General features: G+C 42.2%; 13 protein-coding genes. 7 read left to right on the top strand and 6 right to left on the bottom strand.

The genetic code is table 11. The features are described 5' to 3' along the window. Positions 1–9: 9 nt before the first annotated feature. Positions 10–1,920 (top strand): 1-deoxy-D-xylulose-5-phosphate synthase, encoded by a 1,911-nt coding sequence (gene dxs / locus RAM70_RS21045; RefSeq protein ID WP_002803695.1) that lies wholly within the window; start codon positions 10–12, stop codon positions 1,918–1,920. 68 nt (positions 1,921–1,988) lie between these two features. On the opposite strand, the gene RAM70_RS21040 is transcribed toward dxs, so the two are convergent. Continuing rightward, positions 1,989–2,129: a DUF2191 domain-containing protein gene (locus tag RAM70_RS21040; RefSeq protein ID WP_071821906.1), complete on the bottom strand. Its 141-nt coding sequence runs from the start codon at positions 2,127–2,129 to the stop codon at positions 1,989–1,991. A 101-nt stretch (positions 2,130–2,230) separates the two neighbouring features. On the opposite strand from RAM70_RS21040, the gene RAM70_RS21035 reads away from it, so the two are divergent. From RAM70_RS21035 to RAM70_RS21020, 4 genes are all read left to right on the top strand, one after another. Continuing rightward, positions 2,231–3,445 (top strand): RNA-guided endonuclease InsQ/TnpB family protein, encoded by a 1,215-nt coding sequence (locus tag RAM70_RS21035; RefSeq protein WP_312675460.1) that lies wholly within the window; start codon positions 2,231–2,233, stop codon positions 3,443–3,445. Between the two features lie 148 nt (positions 3,446–3,593). Beyond that, entirely contained in the window at positions 3,594–3,806 is a 213-nt protein-coding gene (locus tag RAM70_RS21030) for a hypothetical protein (protein ID WP_002752164.1), read from the top strand. A 1-nt stretch (position 3,807) separates the two neighbouring features. Continuing rightward, a complete protein-coding gene (locus RAM70_RS21025; RefSeq protein ID WP_004160482.1) occupies positions 3,808–4,239 on the top strand; it encodes a type II toxin-antitoxin system VapC family toxin in 432 nt (143 codons plus the stop codon). A gap of 7 nt (positions 4,240–4,246) precedes the next feature. After that, the gene (locus RAM70_RS21020) at positions 4,247–4,732 is read left to right on the top strand and encodes a hypothetical protein (RefSeq protein WP_312675456.1); all 486 of its coding nucleotides are present in this window, start codon (positions 4,247–4,249) and stop codon (positions 4,730–4,732) included. Between the two features lie 120 nt (positions 4,733–4,852). On the opposite strand, the gene vapC is transcribed toward RAM70_RS21020, so the two are convergent. From vapC to RAM70_RS20995, 5 genes are all read right to left on the bottom strand, one after another. Then, the gene (vapC, locus tag RAM70_RS21015) at positions 4,853–5,254 is read right to left on the bottom strand and encodes a type II toxin-antitoxin system VapC family toxin (RefSeq protein WP_159291538.1); all 402 of its coding nucleotides are present in this window, start codon (positions 5,252–5,254) and stop codon (positions 4,853–4,855) included. Further along, a complete protein-coding gene (locus tag RAM70_RS21010; protein ID WP_002752171.1) occupies positions 5,251–5,445 on the bottom strand; it encodes a type II toxin-antitoxin system VapB family antitoxin in 195 nt (64 codons plus the stop codon). Before RAM70_RS21010 ends, vapC begins: the two co-directional genes overlap by 4 nt. A gap of 393 nt (positions 5,446–5,838) precedes the next feature. Beyond that, positions 5,839–7,929, bottom strand: coding sequence for a serine/threonine-protein kinase (locus RAM70_RS21005; protein ID WP_312675453.1), 2,091 nt, complete (start codon positions 7,927–7,929; stop codon positions 5,839–5,841). A gap of 491 nt (positions 7,930–8,420) precedes the next feature. Beyond that, the gene (locus RAM70_RS21000; RefSeq protein ID WP_045358659.1) at positions 8,421–10,223 is read right to left on the bottom strand and encodes an alpha/beta hydrolase; all 1,803 of its coding nucleotides are present in this window, start codon (positions 10,221–10,223) and stop codon (positions 8,421–8,423) included. A gap of 141 nt (positions 10,224–10,364) precedes the next feature. Beyond that, complete coding sequence (locus RAM70_RS20995) at positions 10,365–10,997, bottom strand: TetR/AcrR family transcriptional regulator (RefSeq protein ID WP_045358660.1); 633 nt, start codon at positions 10,995–10,997, stop codon at positions 10,365–10,367. A gap of 192 nt (positions 10,998–11,189) precedes the next feature. Between RAM70_RS20995 and RAM70_RS20990 the strand changes: the two genes are divergently transcribed. Then, on the top strand, positions 11,190–11,666 hold the full coding sequence (locus RAM70_RS20990) for a YbjN domain-containing protein (RefSeq protein ID WP_002801317.1): 477 nt from the start codon (positions 11,190–11,192) through the stop codon (positions 11,664–11,666). Continuing rightward, on the top strand, positions 11,629–12,390 hold the full coding sequence (locus RAM70_RS20985; RefSeq protein WP_045358661.1) for a lipoate--protein ligase family protein: 762 nt from the start codon (positions 11,629–11,631) through the stop codon (positions 12,388–12,390). Before RAM70_RS20990 ends, RAM70_RS20985 begins: the two co-directional genes overlap by 38 nt. Positions 12,391–12,608 lie beyond the last annotated feature (218 nt).

Genomic DNA, 12,608 nt, shown 5'->3' with positions numbered 1-12,608 from the left:
GAAGCCGATATGCACCTAAGTGAAATTACTCATCCCAACCAGTTACATGGTTTATCACTCCGTCAATTAGAAGATATTGCCCGTCAGATTCGCGAAAAACACCTCCAGACGATCGCCGCTACCGGTGGACATTTGGGACCGGGGTTAGGAGTCGTAGAACTAACGATCGCGCTTTACCAAACCCTCGATCTCGATCGAGATAAAGTCCTTTGGGACGTGGGACACCAAGCTTATCCGCACAAACTCCTCACCGGTCGCTATAACGATTTTCACACCCTGCGCCAAAAAAACGGCGTTGCGGGCTATCTAAAACGTTGCGAGAGCAAATTTGACCATTTTGGGGCTGGACACGCCTCCACGAGCATTTCTGCGGGGTTAGGAATGGCTTTAGCCCGGGATGCCAAGGGGGAAGATTTCAAGGTGGTATCGATCATCGGGGATGGTGCTTTAACCGGGGGTATGGCCCTAGAAGCGATTAACCATGCTGGACATTTACCGAACACCAACATCATGGTTATCCTCAACGATAACGAAATGTCCATTTCCCCCAACGTCGGGGCAATTTCCCGCTATCTCAATAAAGTTCGTCTGAGCGAACCCGTCCAGTTTATCGCCGATAATCTCGAAGAACAATTTAAAAATCTACCCTTCTTCGGTGACTCCCTCACTCCGGAAATGGAACGAGTCAAAGAAGGGATGAAACGGTTAGCAGTTCCCAAAGTTGGCGCAGTCATCGAGGAATTGGGCTTTAAATATTTTGGCCCGATTGATGGTCATAATATTCCCGAATTAATCGCCACTTTTAAACAGGCCCATAAGGTCCACGGACCGGTTTTCGTCCACGTTGCCACCGTTAAAGGCAAAGGCTACGAATGGGCCGAAAAAGATCAAGTGGGTTATCATGCCCAAAATCCCTTTAATTTAGCCACGGGTAAACCGATTCCCTCCAGTAAACCGAAACCTCCCGCTTATTCCAAAGTTTTCGGGCATACTCTCACTAAATTGGCGGAAAATGACCCGCGCATTATCGGTATCACCGCCGCCATGGCCACGGGGACGGGATTAGATAAATTTCAAGCAAAACTGCCGAAACAGTACATCGATGTGGGAATTGCCGAACAACACGCGGTTACTCTCGCTGGTGGTCTTGCTTGCGAAGGAATGCGCCCGGTTGTCACTATTTACTCTACTTTCCTGCAGCGGGCTTTTGATCAGATTATTCATGATATCTGCATTCAAAATCTACCGGTTTTCTTCTGCATGGACCGGGCCGGTATTGTCGGGGCCGATGGACCGACCCACCAAGGGATGTACGATATCGCCTACCTGCGTTGTATCCCCAATATGACCATTATGGCCCCGAAAGATGAGGCGGAACTGCAAAGAATGGTCGTGACCGGGATTAATCATACCAGCGGCCCCATTGCCATGCGTTACCCCCGGGGCAACGGTTTAGGGGTTCCCCTGATGGAAGAAGGTTGGGAAGCTTTACCCATCGGTAAGGGCGAAATTCTCCGCAGTGGCGATGATATTCTCCTGTTAGGATACGGCACTATGGTCAACACTTCCCTACAGGTGGCCGAAATCCTCAGCGAACACGGCATCGAAGCCACAGTGGTTAATGCCCGTTTTGTCAAGCCCCTTGATACAGAACTTATCTTTCCCCTTGCCCAACGTCTTGGTAAAGTGGTGACTTTAGAAGAAGGTTGTTTGATGGGTGGTTTTGGTTCTGCGGTTTTGGAAGCTTTACAGGATGCTAATATTCTAGTTCCTGTCAAGCGTTTCGGGGTTCCCGATAAATTAGTGGACCACGCAACACCAGAGGAATCCTTCGCTGATTTGGGTTTAACCAGTCCCCAGATTGCCCAACAGGTTTTAGCGGCATTTTTTAGCCAAAAACAAACCGCTAACGTCGGTTAAAATCTCAAGATTAGCTTGTCCAGTTTTCCCGAAAAATTAGGGAAGACTGGCTTTTTTGGTCTAGATAGTCAATGAAGACTGCCAGCAATAAATAGTGAGGGGAATGAACCACAGAGACACAAAGGACACAAAGATCGATCACTACTATAGAAGTCAAACTTATCACACAAAGAATAGGAGAGTCCAGTAGCTTTAAGAGCATCAGCCATGAGTTGGTCATCGAAAATTTGGGTCTGAAACCCCGTCGTTCTACGACGGCTTTACTGTTAAATATTAGAACATTTACGAAATATATGCTAGAATGTGAGACATGGAAAAAGCCTACTCGTTCCGATTTTACCCCACACCCGAACAAGAGTCGCTATTGCGGCGCACTTTGGGCTGTGTAAGATTGGTTGACAATAAGGCACTCCATCTCAGAACACAAGCTTGGTATGAAAGACAAGAAAGAGTAGGATATACTGAAACTTCTTCAATGTTGACCGAGTGGAAAAAGCAAGAAGAATTAGACTTTCTCAATGAAGTTAGCTGTGTACCTTTACAACAAGGCTTAAGACATTTACAAACAGCTTTTACTAATTTCTTTGCTGGTCGTACTAAGTATCCTAACTTTCAGAAAAAACATCAGGGAGGAAGTGCCGAATTTACCAAATCTGCTTTTAAATTTAAAGACAAACAAATCTATTTAGCTAAATGCACAGAACCTTTACCTATTCGATGGTCAAGACAAATCCCAGAAAGCTGTGAACCAAGCACAGTAACAGTCAGATTACATCCCTCAGGACGTTGGCATATCTCAATAAGATTTGATGACCCAACGATTAAGCCTTTACCAGTAACAGATAAAGCCATTGGAATTGACTTAGGAATTAGTAGCCTTGTGATTACCAGCGATGGCGATAAAGTGTCTAATCCCAAGCATTTTAAAAAGCATTATCGGAGGCTGCGAAAGGCCCAAAAAAGCCTTTCTAGAAAACAGAAAGGGTCAAAAAATCTGGAAAAAGCAAGAATCAAAGTAGCTAGGATTCACGCCCAAATTACTGATAGCAGAAAAGACCATTTACACAAGCTAACCACTCAATTAGTTCGTGAAAACCAAACGATTGTGGTTGAGAATTTAGCCGTCAAGAATATGGTCAAAAACCCGAAATTATCTCAGGCAATATCTGATGTAAGCTGGGGAGAAATTACCCGACAATTAGCCTATAAATGCCGTTGGTATGGGAGAAACTACATCGAAATAGATAGATGGTTTCCTAGCTCTAAAAGGTGTAGTAATTGCGGGTATATTGCTGAGAAAATGCCGTTAAATGTTCGAGAGTGGGACTGTCCAGACTGTGGGACTCACCATGACCGAGATATTAACGCCAGTAAAAATATTTTGGCCGCAGGGCTTGCGGTGTCAGTCTGTGGAGCGACTATAAGACCAGAACAGAGTAAATCTGTTAAGGCAGGTGCGAAAAATCCTTCGGGAAAGAAACAGAAACCGTTCGGCGGTTCGGCTGAGCTCACCGTCGAAGCCTGAGCTCACGGCCGAAGCCTAAATCGTGAGGTTTGGGAATCACCGTCCGTTCACGGCGGTGAGGATGTCAACTTATGGCTTCTGGCGTTGAAACAAATTTTGTTTTAGAGCTAACCTTTGAGCAAGAGCAGAATAGGAGGATATGTCAACCATGTTAACCACTGATCTAGAGATAAGACTAGCAGCTTTAGAAGCTGAAGTAGCACTGCTTAAGCGTTTGCTACCTACTGTCAGCGAAACTCCCTGGTGGGAAAAAATTGTCGGCACTTTTGCTGACGATCCGGTTTACGAAGAGGCAATGCAGTTTGGTCAAGAGTACCGCCAGTCTCTAAAACCTTTAGCCGAGGAAGCATCCGAACCCTGAAATGTATCTCCTTGACACAGATCATATTACTATTCTCGATCGCGGGGGACAACCGGCACAACAATTGCTGAAAAAACTGGCTGCTATTACAAGCAGCGAAGTTGCCACCACAATTATCACCTACGAAGAACAAATGCGGGGATGGCTCAGTTACATAGCCAAGACCAATTCGATTGAAACCCAAGTTGTTGCCTATCGAAGGCTAGAAAAGCACCTCGCTAATTATCGCACGATTCCCATTGTCGGCTTTGATGAAAAGGCAGGTCAAGTTTTTCAAGAACTTCGGGTAACTTACCCTCGTTTGGGTTCGATGGATTTGAAGATTGCTGCTATCTCAATGGTTAATCAGGCTATCCTGCTGACGAGAAATCTCTCAGATTTTGGGCAAATTGCCGGTTTAAGAGCAGAAGATTGGACGATTACAAGCAACTGAATTACCTATGGAAAACGTTTCATCAGTTCATTGTATGGCTTCTGGCTGGGATTTAGCAGTTAATAACCGCAATGGTCAACTCGCTCTTGTGGTTGAGGTCAAGTGCAAAACCAACGTATCCCCAGAATGGGCGGCAAAACTCCGACGCAATATTCTGGCACACGGTACTTTTGCCAAGGCTCCCTATTTTTTGCTGGTCTTTCCTGACAGATTTTACTTATGGAGTAATGTTGGGGCTTTTCAGGAGCAGAGTGAACCTAGTTATATGATTGATGCCAGTCCCATTCTTCAGCCTTATTTTCAACGAGCAGGGGTAACGAATGACCAAATTAGTAGGCAAAGTCTTGAACTAATTGTTGCTTCTTGGTTGGGAGAGATTATTTATTCTGAAAAGCCGCCTGAAGCTCTCGATGATTCTCAGCGTTGGTTGATTGATTCAGGGTTGTATGCTGCTTTAGTCGGAGGAAAATTTCGGCATGAGGCGGCGGCGTGAATATCTATGTTGAAACAAATTTTGTTTTAGAGCTAACCTTCGAGCAAGAGCAGAATAGGAGTATATATCAACCAAACTACTTTTCTCGGGTAAAGCATTAGAGTTGAAAACCTCAAGAAATCAAGTGGTAGGAGAAGCTGAAATTAGCTTTAAGTGCTTCACAAAAGGAATAAAATCTTTATCTGAAAAAAAGAGCGGAAGATTATTTTCAATACAAAAGGAAGCAATAATAACATCAGCAGTTTTCCTAATAGTGATCCCCTTCTTGCGTAACTGGCGATAATTGTCCGCGCTTTTCAATGCCATTCTCAAACCTAGTAAATCATAAATGGTCAATGAAGTTAGTAAGCGATAGGCTATTTGATAATCCTTATCACTCCTAAAACCTTGGAGAACTTCGGTGAGAATAATATCACCAATAGCTATCGGCTCAACTCCCAGCAATAAATCAAGTTCTGTTGTTTCCGTAGTATTATAACCATTGAAATAATCAATCCAAACACTGGAATCCACAAGAATCATTGATTGTGCCTCATTTCCTCAAGGTTTCCTTCCCATTTAAGCTTACCTTTAAAGGCTTTAATTTTCTCCTGTTGTTTGAGCCGAATCAAAGTCTTAAGACCCAATTCAACAACTTCTTGTTTAGTCTTTAAACCAGTAGCTTTAAGAGCATCAGCCATGAGTTGGTCATCAATGATAATGTTAGTCATCATCCTATCCCTAGTTGTGTATAGTAGATTGTTAATATACACATTATATAGGGTTTGCTGAATAAATGTGAGATGTAAGCAAGGTAGAGATTTTGTGGCTTTTCTCGCAAAACAGGTGCAAGATTGTGAGAGAATCGTCGTTCAAAATCTTGCGTCTTTATCGGCCCGCGTCCTGTAGGGGCGAAGCATTCGGACAATAACCTATCGGTGAAACTGTAGATTTTCTATCCGAATGCTTCGCCCGTACTTTTTGCCGCATACCCTATTTAGGAGAAAACTGCTCGATTCAATAATTTGAGCCAAAACCCAACATTTTTAAAGACATCGGTGCAGTTTCCCGCAAGCGTCGCTCATTTTTGATAGACAAAAGTTATTGCTGTCACCCCAAACACAAGTTTACTGTCCCACCCGCCAAATTTTGATAGTTTTGTCACCACTACCACTAGCTAAATAGCGGCCATCGGGACTATATACCACTGACTCAACCCCGCTAGTAAGGGTACGCAATTCTTTTCCCGTTGCTACCTCCCAAATTTTGATAGTTTTGTCACCACTCCCACTAGCTAAATAGCGGCCATCGGGACTATATGCTACTGACTTAACCCAGTCAGAATGGCCAGTAAGGGTACGCAATTGTTTTCCCGTTGCTACCTCCCAAATTTTGATAGTATCGTCATCACCCCCACTAGCTAAATAGCGGCCATCGGGACTATATGCCACTGACCAAATACTACCAGAATGACCAGTAAGAGTACGCAATTGTTTTCCCGTTGCTACCTCCCAAATTTTGATAGTATTGTCCCAACTCCCACTGGCTAAATAGCGGCCATAGGGACTATATACTACTGACCAAACCCAGCCAGAATAACCAGCAAGAGTACGCAATTCTGTTCCCGTTACTACCTCCCAAACTTTGATAGTTTTGTCCCAACTACCACTAGCTAAATAGCGGCCATCGGGACTATATACTACTGACCTAACCCTGTCAGAATGACCAGTAAGGGTACGCAATTCTTTTCCCTTTGCTACCTCCCAAATTTTGATAGTTTTGTCAGCACTCCCACTAGCTAAATAGCGGCCATCGGGACTATATACCACTGACAAAACCCCACTAGAATGACCAGTAAGGGTACGCAGTTCTTTTCCGGTTGCTACTTCCCAAATTTTGATAGTTTTGTCATCACTACCACTAGCTAAATAGCGGCCATCGGGACTATATGCTACTGACTTAACCCAGTCAGAATGACCAGTAAGGGTTTTATAAAGAGATGGATTATCTACTAAACCAGAAATCAAAAATTGAGGAGTTACAGGAAATCTTTTATATTTTAAATAACCGTAACCTTGAGTTATTCCTATTCCTAATAACAAAACGCCACTGAGCGCTATTAATCCATTTCTCAGATTATTATTTTTAACCGGTTGTGCTGGTGTTTTTTTGGGTACAGCTACGGGTGAAACCGGCGGAGAAGGATTAATCTTAGGAATAACCTGTGGTTGTTTTTGAGTTACAACAGGCTGCGGATTTGGTGCTGGTGGAGATGGTATAGTAGGAGTTATAGGAGGTAACTTTAATTGCCGTTCAATCTCATCCAAACGTTGTAAAATAACCCTAGTATTAGCTGGCCTATTCTTGGGTAATCTTCCCATTAACTCATCAATAAAATCCAACAATAACGGGTGAATATTTTCCGTTTCTTCTCGCCAAGGTAAAACATCATTAATCGGATCATACATTTCTAAAGGATGTTTTCCGGTTAATAAATGCACAAAAGTTCGTCCTAAAGCATGAAAATCTGATTGAATCACTGCTTGGCCATGTTGTTGTTCATTGGGGGTATATCCGGCTGAGGTAATACCTGTTACCTGTTGACCTTTTACCTTTTGATGATAGGTTTGGGTTTCTTCCCTTGCTGTGCCAAAATCAATTAACACCAACTCGCCACTATTTCGCAGCATGATATTAGGGGGTTTAATATCTCGATGCAGCCAATTCTGTTGATGAATTTTATCGAGAATTAAAGTGATTTCTCTCAGCCATTTTAAGGCTCGTTTTTGACTTAATTTATCATACTGCTTTAGCCACTGTTCTAAATTAATCCCCTCCACTTTTTCCATAACTAAACAGTGTAATATTTTCCCCTCCCTTGTGGAATATTGAAAATAGGCATCTGCGCGAGGAACACCGGTGACATTTTGACGACTCAACTCTAATAAAACGTCATATTCCCGTTTAAATAATTCCACTGCCTTCGGTTCATTATTCCATTTTTCTTGTAATACCTTAAGGATTTTGGGTGTAAAACCTTCAAAAGCCTCATAAACAACCCCAAAACCGGTCGTATCACTCAATAACCGACTTACCCTATATTGACCATTTAACAACAACTCAGAGCCGCAACTTTGACAGTAACGAGTATTCGAGTTATTATTACTCGGATGCTCTGGTTGAGAACAATCGGGATTAATGCAGTAACAGGGTTTCATCTCGGATATCAGTTATTTTATTGAGTGAATAATTGCAAGTTTTCCCTTACCTGTCTTTGAAAGCATTTTATCATAAGTAGCTGGTTATAATTAAATTAAAAATGGATTTTAGGTTCGATCCCCCCTTAATCCCCCCTTGATAAGGGGGGCATCTGATAATTTTTAACGCCTACCTACTTAAGTAAGCTAAAACGCATTTTAACCGCCTATCCTTAGATTAGCTGTCTCGGAGTCTCGACTAGGAAATTAATTTTGCACTACTACTTAAGGCTTGCTGAATAATGGTAAAACCCTTTTAAAATAAGGCTTTTGACCTGTTAAAATCCGATGTTAGTGCAAGAATATAGGATTGAGACCTTCAAAAACCTGGCATTATCCTTCTTGTAGTATATAAACTGGTACAAAAAAAGAGGGCAACAAAGCCTGAAACGACCGACGACCGGCTACTGACTCCTAACCCCACCAACAAACTTTTTGCCGCAAACCCTATTTTAACTCCAAGGATCAAAGGTGCGATCGGTATAATCAAGAAGTTCACCAAAAACTGAACTGAGACTTTCGGTGCGGAAATTGGGAGGAGTAAATAGACTATTTATCGCTATCCATGATTCCTCTAACCAAGAGGATGGTTTTGGGGAAGTGTCGGATTTAATCGGGGTTTTATTAACTGTCAAAAAATTGGCTAATGCTGTGACGGTAGTAGGTAACTTTTTTGTGAGCCGAAAATTAATAGCTTTACTGTTAAAAGACTCGATATAATTGCTACTTAAATAAGGTTGATACTGGTCAGAAAAAGAGGTTGATTGTTCGATAAAAGCTAAACTAACCCCTTTAATCATCTCCCGGAGAGGGTTGGCTTTTTCGTCCATTACTTCTGGCACTAATGTACTTTGTCCCATGGTGCTATTCAGATAAATAATATCCGTGGCACTCATGTGAGTTGCACCATGAGCAAGGATTAAATATTTTTCTCCTGATAAGTTTTCAAAGGGTTGTAATTGATGTTCAATAATGGGAGTGATCCCGTCTTCTGTCGAGGATAACATCAATACGGGAATCGTGATCGAGGCAAGATTAGAGGCAAAAAGGGAACCAATAACAGGATTTAATACTATAGCTCGATCGATGCGATAATCACGAAAAGACATTTGTTTATAGGCCAACTTTGTCACCGCACACTGTAGCCAATCTGCGGGGGAACGTTCCAAGGGGGTTAGGGATTGACAAACTCGACGAGTGTGGGAGGGTTCTAAACGCGCACCGGCTAAAGCTAAAGCAGTATATCCCCCAAAAGAATGACCAATTATTGTGACTTTTTGGGTATTGAATTTACCTCGAAATTCACTGTTATTATCCTTGTTTAAAGCGGTTAATTCATTGAGAATAAAGCTGATGTCTTTCGGCCGTTCTATAAATTCTGATGCGGGCAATAAATTATTAATTTGCCAACCTTGAGCAGCGGTTAGTAAAGCATTAATATTACTGCCGCGATGTTCCACAGAAACCACTGTCAAACCGTAGGAAGCGAGATGGAAGGCCAGATAACGTAAAAAACGCCGATCTGCGGCAAAACCGTGGGACATGATCACTAAAGGGCCGCGACTATCAACCGAATAATAAATATCGGTTTTAACGGCTCTATTTCTGATAGAATCATAGAAAAATTGTGTCTGTTTAAAAACCAAATTTTTTCCTCTTTGATCGGGAGAAAATTGATTTGGTAATTTGACGGAATCACTTGCACTTAACGAGTGTTCTAAAAGCGAGGTGAGCAAAATGTTTTTAAAACGATTTTGATTTAGTTGTTTAGCTATGGAGGTTAAAGCTAATAAGTCTAGGGTAAGTTTTTTCTGGGGATAGGCTTTTAAAAAACTAAAGATATTAACTTTATCATTGGTTTGGAGAATCAGAGATAAAGTGGCTTTAATTCTGGTGGGATTACTTTCGGGAAGAGCCTGATTTAACTGAGATAATAAGTTTTTGCCTTCCTGTTCGTTGAATAAATTTTCTAGAAATTGCTGGGCGATTTGACTATCCACATAGAGATGTTTTTCTAAACCTTGACGGATGGCAGCAGTTAAAATTGTTGGATAGGACTGTAAATTCGGAGATAATTTTCCAGTTTCCACATATTGTTCTAACTCTTGAATATTAATATCCTGTTCGACCATTCCTAGGCGCAAGGTCAGGGTTTCAGCGGCCAAAGCGGGAATAGGGGAAAATAAACCACTAAAACCGGAGAAAGTTAGCGAAAAAGCGATCAATTTCCCAGAAAATTGTGAGAGGAGTTTCATCGGCATTACTAGGGCTAGTTTTTCAGAGAAATTCTAGAGCGGGAACCTATTAGATCTCCTGCAAAAATCAAAAATCTTCCCTTAGGTGAGGAGATAGGAGAAAAGTTAACCGTCGGGGAAGAAAGGGAAAATAGGCAATAATTAAACTTCTTTAACTAACACTCCATTCAGAAAAATTTCGGCAATACCTTCGGCCATTTCTTGTAAAGCGAAGGGAGAAGCATTGGCATCTAAAATAGTTTCACTGGAAAAACCAGCAATTGCGAACATTCCTAGAAAAACCTGGGCCACAATTTTCGGATTCATGGGACGATAGATACCATGATCGATCGCTGTTTGAAAAAAAGCCTCGGCCACATCGGTCATTTTGGCAATTACTTCCGATTGAATTCGCTCTTTTAATTCGGGGTGAAATTGGGCTTCTATAAAACAAACTCGCAATAAATCGCTATTTTCTCGCATTCTCAACACCCTACGTCGCATCACCTGCGCTACCGCTTTATAACTGCCCATTTCGCTCAATTCCGTCAGCAAGTCGGTGAGAATATCCACCCATCCCCTAGTGGCCACTTCGATTAAAATCGCCTTTTTGTTGGGAAAATAACGAAATAAAGTTCCTTCTGCCACATTTGCCTTTCCTGCTAGGTCTTTGGTCGTGGTTCCTTCATAACCCTTGGCGGCAAATAAACGTAAAGCGGCCTGTAGAATACGACTACGGATATCTTCTTCCCCAGAATTGGTCTCAGCTAGGGAACGTTGAAAAAGACTTTGCATGATCATTGACAGCTAGAACGGGATAGAGCCATTGTCATCGATCAAGTCAGGTGTTTACTCAAATGCTTCATAAAATTTTGAGTAATTGGGGAAGTGGGGAAATTCAACTAAAACCCCACTTCCCCAACCCGAATGTCTTTTTTTCTTTTTCCTTGGGATAAGATTGTGATCGATCGAGTTTAGGGAATTTTTATGACCACAGAAAGTTTAGCGACTTCAGAAGCAATAGAGTCAATGACCGATGAATTTCTGGCTAGTACGAGCAGTCACCAAGAAATGATTGAAACGGTTATTTCTACTCTGCAGCAGAATGATACTGCTATGGTACAACATACAGAAAAAGGTTATCTTTGGAAGTTTCAGTATGGTAGCGTTGAGGTATTTGTGCAGTTAACTGGGGAAAGTGATGATGATTTTCTCACGGTGTGGTCTTCTGTGCTGAAATTACCCGTTAAGGATGAATTGGGATTAACCCGCAAGTTATTAGCGATGAATTGTGCCGAAACCTTTGAATCTCATTTTGCCATTATGAATGATCAGGTGGTGGTGATTTCTCAGCGTACTGTGGCCGATTTGTCTCCTGGGGAGATTTCGCGAGCAATTACTCTCGTGGCGACGGTAGCAGATAATAATGATGAAATGTTACGAGAATCCTTTGGTGGCAGCTAAAATTTGGCGTTATATCCCGCCAATTATCTCATCGGCAGAGCTACAAATGGCGATCGATTCTTGGTTACTAGAACAACACCGTTGCAGTCATCATCTCCCGACTCTGCGTTTTTATCAATGGTCGCCCCCGGCCATTTCCTTGGGCTATCATCAACGGCAATATCCCGATTTTTGGCGTGATTTGACTTGGCAAGGTCAAAAAATCTCCCTAGTTCGTCGTCCTACTGGTGGCCGGGCCGTACTACATCAGGGTGATTTGACTTATATGGTGGTAAATTCGGGGATGAAGGGGAATATTAGGGAAGTTTACCAGCAAATCTGTCAATTTTTAATCACAGGCTGGCAAAATCTCGGTCTAGAATTGTCCTACGGTGCTGCCGGCCGGGGATATATTAATTCTGCTAACTGTTTCGGTACGGCTACCGGTGCGGATCTAGTCGATAATTGGGGGAACAAATTTATTGGTAGCGCCCAACTGCAACGGGGTTGCTATGTTCTCCAACATGGTTCCATGGTGCTAGATCAAGATAATTCGCTGTTTGAGCAAGTTTTCGCCAGTGCCGCCCCTCCAAAGCTCAATTTAGCGCCAGATTTGACCCTAGAAACCCTTATCGCTACCCTGAAAACCGCCGCCGAGGAATGCTTTGATTGTCAATTGCTAGAGCAACCCCTCGAGGATTGGGAATGGCGATCAATTAAAAAAATGAATATAAATACTCATTGACAAAAAAGTTTTTATGTGCCTAAAAAATCAATTATGAGTCAGGTTGTATAGATTTGTAATTTTTTGCTAATAATGAGTAAAGGTAGATAGAGGCCGCAAGGAACCAAAATCTTACCAAACTCGAAATTATTGTCTAGCTTGTGCTAGTTTAAGAAACGTTAATCTTTTACAGTTTGTGAGGATTAACAGGCGATCGCAGCCAGTTTAGTCAAGCTAAT

This window comes from Microcystis wesenbergii NRERC-220 (assembly GCF_032027425.1).
Classification (GTDB): domain Bacteria; phylum Cyanobacteriota; class Cyanobacteriia; order Cyanobacteriales; family Microcystaceae; genus Microcystis; species Microcystis wesenbergii_A.
Note: the sequence above shows the minus strand (reverse complement) of the source record. Positions and strands in the feature narration are given on the sequence as shown.